This window comes from Clostridioides sp. ES-S-0054-01, from assembly GCA_021561035.1.
GTDB lineage: Bacteria > Bacillota > Clostridia > Peptostreptococcales > Peptostreptococcaceae > Clostridioides.
This window is the reverse complement of sequence record CP067346.1, coordinates 1,693,484-1,709,096: the sequence shown is the minus strand read 5'-3', so window position 1 is coordinate 1,709,096 and position 15,613 is coordinate 1,693,484. Positions and strand designations below refer to the sequence as shown.

17 protein-coding genes are annotated in these 15,613 nt (G+C 26.4%); 10 read left to right on the top strand and 7 right to left on the bottom strand.

What is annotated here, in order from left to right:
- Position 1 precedes the first annotated feature (1 nt).
- From JJC02_08210 to pcp, 4 genes are all read left to right on the top strand, one after another.
- Positions 2-478, top strand: a complete 477-nt coding sequence (locus JJC02_08210) for a flavodoxin domain-containing protein (protein UDN56122.1) — start codon at positions 2-4, stop codon at positions 476-478.
- Positions 479-939: 461 nt separating this feature from the next.
- Entirely contained in the window at positions 940-1,605 is a 666-nt protein-coding gene (locus tag JJC02_08205) for a DUF969 domain-containing protein (protein ID UDN56121.1), read from the top strand.
- A 21-nt stretch (positions 1,606-1,626) separates the two neighbouring features.
- Positions 1,627-2,559 (top strand): DUF979 domain-containing protein, encoded by a 933-nt coding sequence (locus JJC02_08200; GenBank protein ID UDN56120.1) that lies wholly within the window; start codon positions 1,627-1,629, stop codon positions 2,557-2,559.
- 20 nt (positions 2,560-2,579) lie between these two features.
- Positions 2,580-3,221, top strand: a complete 642-nt coding sequence (pcp, locus tag JJC02_08195) for a pyroglutamyl-peptidase I (GenBank protein UDN56119.1) — start codon at positions 2,580-2,582, stop codon at positions 3,219-3,221.
- A gap of 117 nt (positions 3,222-3,338) precedes the next feature.
- On the opposite strand, the gene JJC02_08190 is transcribed toward pcp, so the two are convergent.
- On the bottom strand, positions 3,339-3,671 hold the full coding sequence (locus tag JJC02_08190) for a helix-turn-helix transcriptional regulator (GenBank protein ID UDN56118.1): 333 nt from the start codon (positions 3,669-3,671) through the stop codon (positions 3,339-3,341).
- A 266-nt stretch (positions 3,672-3,937) separates the two neighbouring features.
- Here JJC02_08190 and JJC02_08185 point away from each other — a divergent pair, with 266 nt between their 5' ends.
- The gene (locus JJC02_08185; GenBank protein UDN56117.1) at positions 3,938-4,558 is read left to right on the top strand and encodes a flavodoxin family protein; all 621 of its coding nucleotides are present in this window, start codon (positions 3,938-3,940) and stop codon (positions 4,556-4,558) included.
- 403 nt (positions 4,559-4,961) lie between these two features.
- On the opposite strand, the gene JJC02_08180 is transcribed toward JJC02_08185, so the two are convergent.
- The 5 genes from JJC02_08180 to JJC02_08160 all read right to left on the bottom strand — a co-directional run bounded on the left by JJC02_08180 (position 4,962) and on the right by JJC02_08160 (position 9,907).
- Positions 4,962-6,365 carry a HAMP domain-containing histidine kinase gene (locus JJC02_08180; GenBank protein UDN56116.1) on the bottom strand — a complete coding sequence of 468 codons (1,404 nt, stop codon included), beginning with the start codon at positions 6,363-6,365 and terminating at the stop codon, positions 4,962-4,964.
- A 3-nt stretch (positions 6,366-6,368) separates the two neighbouring features.
- Positions 6,369-7,094, bottom strand: a complete 726-nt coding sequence (locus tag JJC02_08175; protein UDN56115.1) for a response regulator transcription factor — start codon at positions 7,092-7,094, stop codon at positions 6,369-6,371.
- A gap of 111 nt (positions 7,095-7,205) precedes the next feature.
- A complete protein-coding gene (locus JJC02_08170) occupies positions 7,206-7,979 on the bottom strand; it encodes an ABC transporter permease (protein ID UDN56114.1) in 774 nt (257 codons plus the stop codon).
- Positions 7,980-7,984: 5 nt separating this feature from the next.
- The gene (locus JJC02_08165) at positions 7,985-8,872 is read right to left on the bottom strand and encodes an ABC transporter ATP-binding protein (GenBank protein ID UDN56113.1); all 888 of its coding nucleotides are present in this window, start codon (positions 8,870-8,872) and stop codon (positions 7,985-7,987) included.
- A gap of 12 nt (positions 8,873-8,884) precedes the next feature.
- The gene (locus JJC02_08160; GenBank protein ID UDN56112.1) at positions 8,885-9,907 is read right to left on the bottom strand and encodes a hypothetical protein; all 1,023 of its coding nucleotides are present in this window, start codon (positions 9,905-9,907) and stop codon (positions 8,885-8,887) included.
- A 1,117-nt stretch (positions 9,908-11,024) separates the two neighbouring features.
- Between JJC02_08160 and JJC02_08155 the strand changes: the two genes are divergently transcribed.
- From JJC02_08155 to JJC02_08135, 5 genes are all read left to right on the top strand, one after another.
- Entirely contained in the window at positions 11,025-11,201 is a 177-nt protein-coding gene (locus JJC02_08155; GenBank protein ID UDN56111.1) for a hypothetical protein, read from the top strand.
- A gap of 703 nt (positions 11,202-11,904) precedes the next feature.
- On the top strand, positions 11,905-12,120 hold the full coding sequence (locus tag JJC02_08150) for a GrpB family protein (GenBank protein ID UDN56110.1): 216 nt from the start codon (positions 11,905-11,907) through the stop codon (positions 12,118-12,120).
- A gap of 504 nt (positions 12,121-12,624) precedes the next feature.
- Positions 12,625-12,984, top strand: a complete 360-nt coding sequence (locus tag JJC02_08145) for a DUF3796 domain-containing protein (GenBank protein ID UDN56109.1) — start codon at positions 12,625-12,627, stop codon at positions 12,982-12,984.
- 2 nt (positions 12,985-12,986) lie between these two features.
- The gene (locus tag JJC02_08140) at positions 12,987-13,187 is read left to right on the top strand and encodes a helix-turn-helix transcriptional regulator (GenBank protein UDN56404.1); all 201 of its coding nucleotides are present in this window, start codon (positions 12,987-12,989) and stop codon (positions 13,185-13,187) included.
- Between the two features lie 601 nt (positions 13,188-13,788).
- On the top strand, positions 13,789-14,127 hold the full coding sequence (locus JJC02_08135; GenBank protein UDN56108.1) for a TIGR04076 family protein: 339 nt from the start codon (positions 13,789-13,791) through the stop codon (positions 14,125-14,127).
- Positions 14,128-14,605: 478 nt separating this feature from the next.
- Here the strand turns inward: JJC02_08135 and JJC02_08130 are convergent, their stop codons facing one another.
- Positions 14,606-15,568: a cysteine synthase family protein gene (locus JJC02_08130; GenBank protein ID UDN56107.1), complete on the bottom strand. Its 963-nt coding sequence runs from the start codon at positions 15,566-15,568 to the stop codon at positions 14,606-14,608.
- Positions 15,569-15,613 lie beyond the last annotated feature (45 nt).

Here is a 15,613-nt window from a genome sequence, read left to right as displayed (position 1 = left end):
TATGAATACTATTATTATATATTCAAGTAAATATGGTTGTACAAAAGACTGTGCAAATATACTAAAAAATAAACTATCAGATAATGTTACTATTGTTGATATTAATGATAATAATACTAAAATTGAATTATCAGAATTTGATGCAATTATTATTGGGAGTTCCATATATGCTGGTTTAGTTTCAAAAAAAATCCGTGTACTATGTAACGATAATATAGAATTATTAAACAAAAAACAAGTTGGTATCTTCATTTGTTGTGGCTTTTCTGAACAATCAGATAAATATTTAAAATCAAATTTTCCATCATCTTTGTTAGAGAGTGCAAATGCGATTGGGATTTTTGGTGGCGAAGCTCGATTAGAAAAAATGAACTTTCTAGATAAACTTATCATGAAATCTGTTACAAAAGGTAATTATGATAACTTTAGAATATCACAGGATAAAATAGACGATTTTTTAATAAATTTTAATAACTAAAATAAAATTACTTATTTTTATAATAAACGCTTTTTATTTTCTGAGTAATATTATCAAAAATAGTCTTTAATATTTATTAAAGTTTTATTACTTTTAACAAAATACAAACTAATTCATTAGCATACATTTTATTAATTTATAATGAAAAAGCTGTAATCAACTCAAGTCTGATTACGGCTTTTTATAATCTAATATCTAATTTAAAACTACTATTTCAAATATACCTTAGCATTTAAATTATGTACTTATAAAATCAATTCATATTAGTTTAAAATATAATCATTCTTATCTAAATTCATTTGCTTAACTTTTATTTATTTTGATATTTAAAAATATCTTCTCTAATTTTCTTAAATTTTATAATAATAGTCCTATTAACGCAAATACTATAAAAAGAGTTTAATTTTATCTATTGAGTGAATTTAAGTTAAAAATATAGAGAAATGGAAGGAGAATAATTTATGATAAAACTAATTGGTATATTGATAGTCGTAATTGGCTTCATACTTAAAACCGACACATTATTTACTGTATTATTAGCAGGAATAGCAACAGGAATTGTTGCAGGGTTAGATTTTAATCAAATTTTTACAATATTAGGAGACTCTTTTGTCTCAAACAGAGGTGTATCATTATTCATATTGACATTGCCAGTAATCGGTATATTAGAAAGATATGGATTGAAACAAAGAGCTGTTTCTCTAATAGAAAAATTAAAGAGACTCACAACAGGAAAAGTACTTACTATATACATGATAGCTAGACAAATAGCTGGTGCTTTATCAATTAGAATGAGTGGTCATCCTCAGTTTGTAAGACCACTTGTTAATCCTATGGCTCAAGCCGCTGGTTTAAGTAACAGTGACGAACTAAAAGAATCTGATGAAGAAACTATAAAAGCATTATCTGCTGCATCAGAAAATTATGGAAACTTTTATGGACAAAACCTATTTGCAGGTAGTAGTGGAGTATTGCTTATAGCTTCTACTCTGACTCAATTTGGCTACAATGTAACTGGTCTTAATATTGTAAAAGCTAACACTATTATGGCAGTAATAGCACTTGTAGTAGCTACAATCCAGTTTACCTTATATGATAAAAAATTAAATAAGAGTCATAAAAAATAGATTTATTTAGGAGGAATAAAAATGCAAAATTTTATAAACATTTCATTAGAAATCTTTTACGCATTAATGGGATTTTTAATGATTGTCATAGCATATAGGTCTTTTACTACCATAAATAACAATAAGAAATATGGTACATCATTATTTTGGATACTTATATCACTACCATTCATATTGGGTAGATTGATTCCAGCCAATATAATCGGAATAATACTAATATTATCTAGCTTATTAACACTTTCTAAACAAGTTGTATTTGCAAAGCATGAAGAACCAGATGAGAATTTTGGAAAAGAACATGCAGATAAACTTAAAAACAAAATATTTATACCATCTTTAATATTAGCATTTGCTGCAGTAGTAGTAGCTATGAGCCTTTCTAATTTTGACAATTCTTCACAGTTTGCAATAGGTGTAGGTTCAGTAATCGCATTAATATCAGCTCTTATAATAACCAAAGCAAAACCTGCCACATCAGTTCAAGATGGTTCAAGATTACTTCAACAAATGGGACCTGCTAGTATGCTACCACAACTTTTAGTTGCATTAGGTGCTTTGTTTACTCAAGCTGGAGTGGGTGAAGTTATTTCAACTATGATATCTGGAGTAGTCCCTGCTGATAACAGATTATTTGGTGTTATAGCTTATGTATTGGGAATGGTTATATTTACCATGATAATGGGAAATGCATTTGCTGCATTTTCAGTCATAACGGCAGGAATTGGAATTCCTTTTGTATTGTCTCAAGGCGGAAATCCTGCTATAATTGGAGCATTAGCATTAACAGCAGGATATTGTGGCACTCTACTTACTCCAATGGCTGCTAATTTTAATATAGTTCCAGCAGCCTTACTAGAATGTAAAAATGATTATATTGTTATAAAATATCAAGCACCAGTTGCTTTGGTGTTAATTATAGCCCATATATTAGTAATGTACTTTTTAGGATTTTAATATAATTAGGAGGTAAAATAATGAAAATTTTGTTAACAGGATTTGACCCATTTGGTGGAGAACCAATAAACCCAGCTCAAGAAGCAGTTGAAAGGGTAAGTGATAATATAAATGGTGCAGAAATCGTAAAAATAACCATACCAACAGTTATGACAAAATCTGTTGAAGCTATAGATAAAGCTATCCAAAAACACAATCCAGATATAGTAATATCAGTTGGACAAGCTGGAGGTAGATTTGACATTACACCTGAGAGAGTTGCTATAAATGTAGATGATTTTAGAATAAAAGATAATGAAGGCAATCAGGTTATAGATACTGTTATAAAAGAAGATGGTGAACCTGCATATTTTTCAAAATTACCTATAAAAGCTATGGTAAAACATATGAATGAAAATAAAATTCCAGCTAGTGTTTCAAACACTGCAGGTACATTTGTCTGTAATCACGTGATGTATGGAATTCTTTATATGATAGACAAAAAATATCCTAACCTAAGGGGAGGATTTATACACATTCCATATATGACTTCACAAATAATAGACAAAAAGAACACACCATTCATGTCTTTAGAAGAAATAGTCAAAGGTTTAGAATTAGCTATAGAAGCTTGTGTCATATACAAAGAAGATATAAAAGAAATTGGTGGTGAAATTTCATAATAATTTTTTGAGCATTTCTATAAATTACAAATAAAAATTATTTATTTAAATATAGACTGTGAGTAGATTATTTAAACAATCTTACTCACAGTCTTTTTATGGTATACAGATATAAAGTTAAGGTCTATTCTTCTCTCCCCACTCACACATTGCATCTAAAATTGGAATCAGAGATTTTCCCCTTTCTGATAAACTATATTCTACCTTAGGAGGTATTTGAGGATATTCAGTACGAATAATCAAGTTATCTGCTTCTAATTCTTTTAATGATAGACTCAAAGTTTTATAGGAGATAGTATTTATATAACGCTTTAATGCATTATATCTGACAACTTCAAACTCTACAAGACAGTAGAGAATTATCATTTTATACTTGCCACTAATCAGTGAAAGTGTATAACTAAATCCTGTTTCACTTAAATCTGTATTTGAAATACAATCTATACCCATGTATTACACTCTCCTTTTGGTTAGTATTGAACAAAAATGTGCGTACTTGTTTTTAGAATAATTTATAATAAAATTATAGTGTAAGAATAATTGAAAGTCAATTTTATAATAGGAGGTGTGTCATATAGGTAAAAAAATTATTTTAAATAGGATTCCAAGATTAAATATTGGTATACAAATTGATGGTATTCATGGAAATCCTGCTTTATAAAAAATAATGTATCTTAGAAAATCTATTAAATAAAGTTCATTGGAGGAAATTTATAATGAAAGTTTTATTGATAAACGGTAGCCCAAACCAATATGGATGTACTTATACAGCACTAAATGAGATTACTAAAGTATTGAGTAAACATGATATTGAAACAGAAATATTGTATTTAGGTAAAGAAGCAATACCAGGATGTACTAGTTGCTCATCCTGTTTTGAAACTGGAAAATGTATTTGGAATGACAAAGTTAACGAATTGGTTGAAGAGCTTGATAATATTGATGGTATTATTGTTGGTTCTCCTGTTTATTTTTCTAGTGCAACTGGTCAGTTAACTTCATTTCTTGACCGTCTATTTTTCATAGCTGGAAGTCGTATGGCTACAAAACTAGGTGCTTCAATTGTATCCTGTAGACGTGGTGGTGCAACTGCAACATTTGACCAATTAAATAAATATTTTTCAATCAGCAATATGCCTATTGTATCATCACAGTATTGGAATCAGGTACATGGCTTTACACCAGAAGATGTTATGAAGGATGAAGAAGGATTGCAAACTATGCGAACTCTAGGAGAAAATATGGCATGGCTTCTTAAGTGTATCTCAGCTGGTAAAAAAGCTGGAATTAAAGAACCACAATACGAAGAAAAAGTTATGACTAATTTTATAAAATAAATAATAAAAATGCAGTAGTATTAATTAAAATAAAATCACTAATTTATAAATAAAATAAGCATAGATATGGGATAAAAAGTAATAAAACAGAGGTATTGAATTTTATATCAAACCTCTGTTTTATTATTCCACTAATAGCTAAATCACATATTCCATTATATACTTCTAAATAAGTTATAATACTACATTCTAATGTTGTTTATATACAATAACTGAATTTCTGCTCATAATTTTACTATATAATGCTATCCAAACGACGGGTTTAATTGACCTAGGACAAGCCTCGCTTTGTATTAAACATTACTTACAATCAAAAGCCCATTTATTAAGTATATTCCTAAGATATACAATATATATAGTAAACCCACTTATACCTTTTTTAAAAAAATCCATATTATATATCCTAATTTTGATTTATTTCTATAATAATTTCTGTTCCTATTCCAATTTCACTACTTACATAAATTTTACCTTTATGAATCTCTATTATTTCTTTAGAAATAGCCATACCAAGACCCGAGCCTTTATGCAACTCACCTGTATTAGTACCTCTATAGTATTTTTCAAAAATATGTTTCAAATCATTTTTGCTTATTCCAACTCCACTATCTTTTATTATAATTTCTATATTATCTTTTTTTGCAATTTCTACCTTTATAAAAGTTCCTTCGTTATTATGAACTATTGAATTAAATATAAGATTGGTTATAGCTCTTCTGAATAAGATTGAATCTACACATACTTCAATTAAATCTTCATTGCTTTCAAATTCAATATTCCTATTTTTATATCTATTGTCATTTAAAATATCAATTATTATATTTCTAACTAAACTGACTAAATTTATTTTTTTCTTGTTCAAAACTATAGTATTATTTTTTAATCGAGTAGATAAATTTAAGTCATCAACTAAATCTTTTATATACCTAGACTTATTATATATAATTTCTGTATACTCTCGTACCTCATCTTCTGCAAACTCATAATCTTTATCATTGATTATCTCTGCATACCCTTGTATAGATGCTAGAGGCGTTTTTATATCATGTGTTATATTTGCCAGCCATTCCTCTCTCAATTCTTCATTTTCTTTTCTCTCATCTTCATTTATTCTTAAAGTATCAGCTAACATGTTTATATTTTTAAAAACTTCTTCATATATACCTCTGTCTTTGAGATATAAACTATAATTTCCATTAGCCATAGTCTCAATACTCCATAGTACACTTGATATTGGCTTTGTCAGTTTTCTACTAAATAAGTATCCTACACCTAAGGCAACCATGCCATCAATTACTAATGTTATAATGATAGTTTTATTTAAAGTTTCTTTAATACTACTTTTGGAATAAGTTAAAATTATTCTTGATGTATCTCTACTAGGCATACCAACTATTATATTTAGATGTTTTTTGTTTAAATATTTTTCTAAGACAAAATTAGCATACTTTGTTTCTATATACTTGTAATTATTGACCATTTGGAAGGGTGTATATTTTTTTGGAGTTTCCTTTGGAACATTTACTCCATAAACTTCCTCTCCTGAATCATTTAAAACCTGTATCCATGAATTTGATTTTTCTAATTTATCAATTCCAATTTTAGATAGTTTAAGTTCTCCATCTTTTTCGTATAAATCTTTTTCAAAGGAACGTGCAAATTCTTCAGGATTATTTTTAGAATCTACAACTTTAAAAAAACTGTCAGTTGAAATCACATACAGTATAGATATAATATTTATAATTACTACTGATATAACTACAAACACAATTGTAAATATAAAGTTTCTAGTAATCTTCCATTTCATATTCTAATCTTCCTTTACTGCTAATTTATATCCAAGACCTTTTATTGTCAGAATATATTCAGGCTTTGAAGGATTATCCTCTAATTTTTCCCTAATTTTTCTTATATGAACCATTATAGTATTGTCAAATCCAACATAATCCTCTCCCCACACTTTATCCCATAGTTTTTCTTTACTTATAATTTGATTTTGATTATGCGCAAATAAAGATAGTATTTTTAGTTCCTTTGCAGATAATGCTATAGACTTTCCATCTTTTATAAGCTCTGCTCTACTTTCATTCAATATATATGGTCCAAACGATATAATATTTTCTTCATTGTCATCTAAATCTGTACTTTCATTTTGAGCATCACTAAAATAACTTAATCGTCTCAAATGAGCTTTAACCCTAAAAGCTACTTCCTTAGGGCTAAAAGGTTTTGTGACATAATCATCTCCTCCAATCGCTAGTCCGAGTAATTTATCTAATTCTTCAGTTTTAGCTGATAAAAATATTATTGGAGAATTGGAGGTTTTTCTTATTTCTTTACAAATATCATAACCTTCGCCATCTGGCAACATAATATCCAATATAATCAAATCAGGATTGATATTTTTAAATACTTCTAATCCTTCTTTTCTAGTTTTTGCAGTATATATGTTTTTAAGACCCTCTTTTTTTAAGACAGTTTCTAAAAGTTTTAATATCTCTACCTCGTCATCTATTATCAAAACACAATTTTCCATAAATAACCTCCTATAATAATTTACCTATATATTAGCATATATTTTATCTAAAATTCTTTTATCTTATTTTAAATTAAACTAAGGTATAGATAATATTAGTATTATTTTTAGTTAAAACCTTTTGCTTGATGTAAAATTTTTATATGTTATTTTAGTTAATACTATCATTAATATCATTGAGATTAGTATAGAAAAACCTATCAAAGTACTTGGTACGTTATACCTAACGATTTGTTGACTCATCATAATCCAATTTGGAGTTAATGACATAAATTTTATAGCTTTATCTGGTATAAAACCTACACTAAAGTATGGAACTGCCATTATCAATCCACCTAATATAAATGGAATTATAGCAGATTTAAATATAGATGAAAATGTTAAACCTATTTGTGCAAATATAAAAGAAGCAAAAATAGTAGTTAAGATAACAATTATATACATTTGTATCACTGTAAGATTTAAATTACTATCTCTAAAGTACCATAAGTTCTGAATTGATTCATTTAAATTTTTAAAGTCAAAAAAACTAAACCCTCTAATTCCTACTAATAATATAAATGAAATATTAATAATGGATAAAATTAAACCATTAGCTACTATTTTTGATAACACTGCTGATTTCTTTCCATTTTTAGTTGTATTTATTAAACCAGTCATATTAGAATCATATTCTTTAGTGTAACTTCCAGAAGTTATTATAAACATTATCAAGCCTATTAGAGGTATGGAGCCTTCTATCTTGTAAAATATGTCTGCATAAGTATCCAAAACATCAAACTTTCTAATCAGAAGAAAGCCAAAAAATAGTAAAAATAGCCAAATTATCCAAACACTCCTTGATTTTAATATTTTTATCATTTCAGCTTTAACTAAATATATCATTTCTACTATACCTCCCTTGTATCTTCCAAATCGAAATAAAACATATATACATCTTCAAATTTTGCTTGCACTGGTTGTGTATTAGTTTCTGTTGGAATATTATCTGCAACAATTCTAAGTACTATTGAATCAACATCACTTTGAATACTTATAACCTTGTACTTAGATTGAATCTTATCAATTTCACACTCATTTTTAACTTTAATATTATATACTTTATTTTCCATATAGTTTAATATTTCTCTATGTGTTCCTTTCACTAGAAGTTTTCCATTTTTAATCATTATGGTTTCTTTTGCAACTGATTCTATATCTGAGATTATATGAGTAGAAAGTATTATTATCTTATCTCTAGATATTTTTGCTATTAAATTCCTAAATCTAGCTCTTTCTTGTGGGTCAAGACCTGCTGTTGGCTCATCAAGTACTATTATCTTAGGGTCGTTTAATAAAACTTGTGCTATACCAACTCTCCTCTTCATACCTCCAGAAAATTTTCCTATAGTCTTATTTCTTACATCATAGAGTCCTACTAATTCTAATAATTCATCTATCCTACTATTTAAATCATTTCCCTTTAAACCTTTTAATGCTCCTATATACTGTAAAAATTGTTTTGCTGTAAAGTTTTTATAAACTCCAAATTCTTGTGGTAGATATCCTAAAATGTTTCTATAATCATCATCCATTTTAAATACATCTTTACCATTATAGAGAATTTGACCACAGTCAGGTTTTATCAACGTCGTTATTTGTTTCATTAAAGTGGATTTTCCTGCTCCATTTGGTCCTAAAAGACCATAAACTCCATTTTCTAAAGTTATTGTAATCTTATCATTCACTGCTTTTTTACCATATATCTTTGAAAGATTTTTTATTTCTAACTTATTCATCTTAACTCTCCTTTATTTACTCATATAATCTGACTTTATTACTAAAAAACATAATGACATAGCACCTATAAATATTGTTATCAAAAGTCCTATTGATAGATTTACAATATCTATATTTACTTTAAATATCATAATCTTACCTAGATAGTTTCCTATTATTTTATTAAAACCAAATATCAAATCATAATAATTTACAGTAGAAATGACTGAAATTAATTTTTTAGGTAATATATGAATTACTGACATTATCTTAGTTGCAGCTATAAAAAATATAAAAAAACTTATTGATGATATTGAGGATTTACTTATAAATGAGCATAATATAGCTATCATAGCCCATCCCTCAAAAATTAAAAGCTCTATACCTATATTTGATATTACATAAGTTGTTATACTTGAATTAGTTTTCAATGTAGCTATATTGTCTACTACTCTAAAAGGTTCTAAATCTCCATTAATTGGCATCCCTTGCTGTATACAAGTTATGATGAATATTCCAATTAAATAAACAGAATAAATTATTAATGGAACTAATAAAGCAACAATTATTTTAGACCTTAAGGCTTTTTCTTTCTCTTTTGATGATAGTATGATATCTCTTACTGAAGAAACTACTTCATCTATATAAATATTTGATATAATTATAGCTATAATGATTAACATCCCTACATTTATAAGTGCATTTGTAGTTCTATAATTAAATACTTTCCAGAAATTAATATCTTTATATTCATTTACATTTAGATTATTAAGTTTGTTCTTTGACATTGATTTAATGCTTTCAGAAAATTCATCTGTACCTGTTTGATTTGAAAATTGTTTTAAAAGATTAATCTTATTTTGAAACTTTTCATTACCTATATCACTATCACTTCTTATATCTTCTATATACCTTCCATCTTTATCTATATAATAATTCTCTGTTTCTAAAACAGGTTTAATAAAGATACTGATTAACAGCATTAAAATTAGTATCCCTAGAGATATAAACATACTTTTAGATTTAATCAATTTTTTTATTTCCCAATTTACCAATAGACTTCTCCTCCTAAGTTATTTTGATTACATATACATATTAAAACTCAAATCTTATATCAATATAATCCTAACCTTAAATAAAGCTTAAATTTTTGATAAATCAAAAATTTAAGCTTTATTTGTCAAAAACTAATCAAAAATGCCTTTTTAAATTTGATACTTTTATAAAGTAATCTATAATATGCTTATTTTTATTGTAACCTTTTAGTTTATCTTTTTTATAATAGGTTTGGTATACTTTTATTAGTAAGAGTAACTTTAAAATAAGTTGGTGATTATGTGAGATATATAGATATTTACACAAAATTGAAAATAAGTTTTTTAGTATCTATAAGTATGTTTATTATTGCTCTGCATTTATTGTCTTTATGGGAAACTATACAGTTTCAATTATTTTTATCCTCTTAGGTATTTTTATTGACGGAAAATTTTATCGTTGTCCGAACTGTAATCATTGTTTAGATTCAAAAATGGAACTTTTAAAGAATGGTACTTACTGTACTTATTGTGGAAAGATTATCAGATAACAATTTTATTAACTTATTTATGTTTTTATAGTCACTAATAATATTTATTTTAGATGTATTTCTCCATGTCTTGTTAGATTATAAAATTCTTTAATATACTAAAAAAAATATAAAGAATCATTATGAAAAATTCTTTATATCTCTTAAATGTCTACAAATACCTTATTTGAATTTTTTATAACATATATCTTGAAAATTTTTACTAAATAGTAAAGTGAATTTTTTTGTTCTTTTATACATAATTCCTTATCTAACACTATTTTATAATTATTCATTTAAATGAAGTTAGTTCAATGACACAACTTTAATTTAAATAGTTACATATAAATCTATTTATCCTTGAATTTTCTTTTTAAAAACTAGTCTAATTTTAGAATATTTTCTATTCTCAAACAAGCATGTTGAATAATAAAGCATCTTCTAGTATTATATACTTGTAGAATAAAACTAAATTGGTAAAACTAGGAATATTTAGTTTTATAAAGTTAAGTTATAGAAGCTAATACTAAAAAAATTTATAGTTGTGTTAATTGGTTATTAAAATACAATTTTTAATTTTTACTAAATTTTTTAGGGGGATGAATAATATGTTTATTGGAGAAATAGACAAATGTACACATATATTAACTGCTTATATCAGTAGTTCATATGATTATTGTAATTTTTTAGATACACAGTTAGATGATTTTATATCAGAATATGGAGAAACTACAGTTGAAATCTGCTTACATCAAGTTTTATTGCTAGTCAGTAGATATAATTAAATTTAAATTTTTCTAGAAAAACCTTTTTAGATTTATCTACCTTAATAAATATATAATTTTTTTGGTACTTTATAAGTAACTATAACTTCTGTTAAAGTAAAGATGTATTGGGAGTACATCTTTACTTTTTCATTGGATAAGTTAAAAACATATACCATAAAAATAAATCAACCAATATAAATTATACATTACTTAATACCTAACTTAATGTATAAGAATCATTCTATACATACATTCTGAAATCTCATCAGGTATAGTTCTAAGTTTTTACTATTTTATACATTCTCTTCATACAAATCACATACATAAAATCCCCCTAGTATGTTTAAACCATCTATAAAATAACATCAATATTTAGAATATTCAATATCAACTGCATAACTGGTCAATAAAAACGTATAACTAGACAAAATTCTTATATTTTCTTTATGTTTATCTATTGTTTTTATCAATTCAGCTATTTACAATTTATTTAAAACAATTTCTCTTGATGTTGATATTATATCTAATTTCTAAACTTATCTTGTAACTTTTAATTCTGCTTTAGGTAATTTGCTAATTTTCATGTTATTAATTAATCTCTTTAAGTATATAGAATAACTTGACAGAACTAGCGTTTGAATTTAGAGTAAAAGAAAGACTATTATTTTCATTAGATGGATAAAATGTAAGTTAACAAATCGAAATTTTGGTAGGTGATATAATGCTTGGATTAAAACGAGGTATAGTTGGATTAGTGCCTCATCAAACGATATGGCATAAAAAAGCAGAAGACATAATTATATTGTTAAAAAAATTATTAGGCGAAGTTGCCCTCGATATTCAGCATATTGGAAGCACTTCTATTTGCAGAATTCATGCAAAACCTATTATTGATATTGCCATAGGCGTTAGTACTTTGGACGATATATTATACTGACGTGAAGCAGGAACTGATTGATATTCTGTTAAAAGAAGCACAGCTTTGGAGAGTAGGTTCATCCTATTGATAAAAAAATTTAATACACCTTTATATTGAAAAAAACGGGGTTGTCTCAAAATGAACTTTTTAGTTCATGAGGCACTCTTTTTTGTATTAAATCAAATATATTTTCATCATTTCAACAATGAAAAAGAGACTTATCTCTCTATTTTGAGACAGACCCTTAATATATATTTATGCGTGTATCTAAGAAAATTATAATATTCCTTATATTTTAGTATGATAATTTTCTTTAGTTTTATTGTTACAATCTCTGCTATAGTTTTATGCATTTTTTTAATAGTAAAAACTACTCATGTTATTCTCTACATAGATAAGTAATATTTATAAAGTATTTTATATAAAATTTAATTTTTATATTGTATAATCACTATATTTTGTTATATATTCTTAACAAGAAGTTAAAAATACATCACATTTTATAATTGGGAGGAATTATTAATGAAAAATTTTAAAGAACTAAATAAACTTGGTTTTCTAGGATTCTTAGGTTTTCTGGGGATAGCTGGCATATTATATACTGGTGAAATACATACAATTAGCTTTTGTGCGTTTTTTATTTTTTTCAGATACTTTAATATCATTCCAGATGAATTATTTAAAGAAAATTTAAGAAAAGCAGCAACCCCAGCATTCTTCTTAACACTTACATCACTATCAGCATCTATGGTTATATCCATTGTTTCATATAAAATTTCTAATATAGAAAATGGACTCGGAATTAGCTTTTCTGTAGCAATGATTAGTTTTATAGGAATCTTTGCATACTTACAGCATAAAGAAGGAAAAGGATTAGAATAATGATAATTCGTTCAAGAACTAAGGAATATAGAGCAAGGTATAATATGAGCCAAGAGAAACTTGCATCATTAGTAGGAGTAAGAAGAGAAACTATAGGTAACTTAGAAAACGGAAAATATAATCCTTCATTAAAATTAGCATTTGATATTGCCAATGTATTCAACGTAAGTATAGAAGAAATCTTTGAATATATAAAGGATTAATAATTTAAAATAAATCTTTTAACTTTTTTCTTATGTCACATTTATAAGTATGTTTATTTCATATTTTATACTTGTTTTTACATTTTTCAAATTACAATATTTTTTCTATAATTTTTGATTTGACTTATTCATTATATCTCCTATTGTATTTTAATCAATTTACTGACTTAGAAAATTTTGGATTATTTATTATTATATTACCTTTATCATCAGTTGATATTGCTAAATTTTATACATAAGTAAGAATCAATGGTTATTATAAGTTTCATTAATTGATTATACTATTTTTTTATTTATTATCATTTATGAATTCCATCTATCAAAATAGAAATTGATATAAACCTATTTTAGGAAATAATACTCAGTATATTAAAAAAATTATAATTATTTCCTATTTAATAACCGAAAAACATATATAAATAAACTAGAAATTATATTGGTCAAATATGATGTATTATAGTCTTTCATGCTTATTTAATCTTCCTCATATAATAAAATCACTATACTAAACGTTAGTACTCTACTTAAAAGTAAGTACTTGTTCAAACATAAAATAAAACATATACTTATATAAATAAATATATAGGGAGATGAGACTACTATGAAAAAATGTAAGATAGAAGTGATAAAGACTACATTTCACAAAGACTTAGCAGATAAATATGGATGTGAATGTATTGGAAAATGCCCTATGCATAAAGTCGGAGAAGTATTTTTTGGAGATTTTGCTAAACCCGAAAAATTATGTGATGAAGCATGGAAAGCAATGTATCAGTACGTATTTGCTTTATCTCATAGTAATGAATTATTTTACTATGGAGATTGGATAGATAAAGAAGGTGTTGCTATATGTTCTTGTAATGATGGTCTTCGTCCTGTTATTTTTAAAATCGAGAGAACAGAAGAAGAATCTAAAATAGAATATAAACCTGTTAGATAAAAACATTATAATTTGCAACTGTTTACATCAACGCAATAGCTCTAGTATATTACTTTGTATGATTTTGCAATATTGTAATATAAAATTAGACTGTAGGTAGATTTGTATAAAAATAAATTTGCCTACAGCCCCTAAATTTTCTTTTAAATTGATTTTCACACGAATTTCTCTCATTCATACCTTTTGTACAAGTTCTAGCTATTTCACCACGTTCTAAACATAACTATAAATAGATAAACTTGCTCTATAATAATGACTTTTTCTAACTTTCCATAACTTAATCCAATAACTACAATGTATATAACCTACTGTGGCTAAAATTCATTTTTCAATATTTTTATTATTGCAGTTATACACTCTATCATTGTAAGATAAAAAGTATTTCATTTATAATTTTCAAAACTCATCTTGAAATGCCTTTTATAATTTAAATCTATATATTTAATTTAAGAACCATTCTATCATTGTTCTAATATGACTATAACGCTTCATATAAATCAGTACTCAAATACTTTAGACCACTGTCATTAAGAGTCAAAACTATATTTTTTCCTTTTTCAGTACTTTTTAATAACTTAATCGCTGCACATACATTTGCACCAGAAGAAAAACCTGCAAATACACCTTCTAGCTTAGCCAATTTTCTTGCTACATCAGTGGCTTCATCATCTGTAACTTGAATATATCCATCAATAAGTTTTTTATCTACTAGTGGCAAATCCATAGAATAACCGCCACCTTGTATTTTATGCCCTTGGTCAGTTATTTCTTTACCTGAATAAATTGCTGCTGTTTCAGGTTCAACTACATAACATTTAATAGAAGGGTTATGTTTTTTAAGTGCTTTTGAACATCCAGCAAAAGTACTACCACTTCCAAGAAAATCTACGAATACATCAATATTCCCATCTAATTGTTCCCACATTTCTTCTGCTGTATAATTTTCATGTGCATGATTACAAGCTTCTAGATTAAATTGGTCTGCTCTAAATGCATTTCTTTCTTTTGCTATTCTTTGAGCCTCAATTTCTACAAGTGCTAAATCTTCACCAGATACTTGTCCATGAACTGAACTAGGCATTTGGTCTACAAGAACTACTTCTGCACCTAAAGCTTTCATCATTCTTGCTCTTTCCATAGAATTTCCTTTTGACATACATGCTATAAATTTATATCCTTTACATGCACAAGCTATTGCTAATCCTGTTCCTGTATTACCACTTGTCAATTCCACAACTGCTTGACCTGGAACTAATAAACCTGAATTTTCTGCTTCTGTAATTATTTGTAATGCTACACGGTCCTTTTTACTAAATCCTGGATTTAAATATTCCATCTTTGCATAAATATTACCTTCAACTCCAAATTCATTCACTATTTTAGATAAACACAACATATGAGTATTACCTATAGCCTCTGTAACATTATTAAGTACACGCATTACAATTCCCCCTTAATATATATTCGTATATATCCGTTGAAAAAC

Excerpts from the sequence above, each read along its gene's own strand:
- JJC02_08210 (UDN56122.1), top strand. The coding sequence starts at position 2 with ATGAATACTATTATTATATATTCAAGTAAATATGGTTGTACAAAAGAC.
- JJC02_08205 (UDN56121.1), top strand. The coding sequence starts at position 940 with ATGATAAAACTAATTGGTATATTGATAGTCGTAATTGGCTTCATACTT.
- JJC02_08200 (UDN56120.1), top strand. The coding sequence starts at position 1,627 with ATGCAAAATTTTATAAACATTTCATTAGAAATCTTTTACGCATTAATG.
- pcp (UDN56119.1), top strand. The coding sequence starts at position 2,580 with ATGAAAATTTTGTTAACAGGATTTGACCCATTTGGTGGAGAACCAATA.
- JJC02_08190 (UDN56118.1), bottom strand. The coding sequence starts at position 3,671 with ATGGGTATAGATTGTATTTCAAATACAGATTTAAGTGAAACAGGATTT.
- JJC02_08185 (UDN56117.1), top strand. The coding sequence starts at position 3,938 with ATGAAAGTTTTATTGATAAACGGTAGCCCAAACCAATATGGATGTACT.
- JJC02_08180 (UDN56116.1), bottom strand. The coding sequence starts at position 6,365 with ATGAAATGGAAGATTACTAGAAACTTTATATTTACAATTGTGTTTGTA.
- JJC02_08175 (UDN56115.1), bottom strand. The coding sequence starts at position 7,094 with ATGGAAAATTGTGTTTTGATAATAGATGACGAGGTAGAGATATTAAAA.
- JJC02_08170 (UDN56114.1), bottom strand. The coding sequence starts at position 7,979 with ATGATATATTTAGTTAAAGCTGAAATGATAAAAATATTAAAATCAAGG.
- JJC02_08165 (UDN56113.1), bottom strand. The coding sequence starts at position 8,872 with ATGAATAAGTTAGAAATAAAAAATCTTTCAAAGATATATGGTAAAAAA.
- JJC02_08155 (UDN56111.1), top strand. The coding sequence starts at position 11,025 with ATGTTTATTGGAGAAATAGACAAATGTACACATATATTAACTGCTTAT.
- JJC02_08150 (UDN56110.1), top strand. The coding sequence starts at position 11,905 with ATGCTTGGATTAAAACGAGGTATAGTTGGATTAGTGCCTCATCAAACG.
- JJC02_08145 (UDN56109.1), top strand. The coding sequence starts at position 12,625 with ATGAAAAATTTTAAAGAACTAAATAAACTTGGTTTTCTAGGATTCTTA.
- JJC02_08135 (UDN56108.1), top strand. The coding sequence starts at position 13,789 with ATGAAAAAATGTAAGATAGAAGTGATAAAGACTACATTTCACAAAGAC.
- JJC02_08130 (UDN56107.1), bottom strand. The coding sequence starts at position 15,568 with ATGCGTGTACTTAATAATGTTACAGAGGCTATAGGTAATACTCATATG.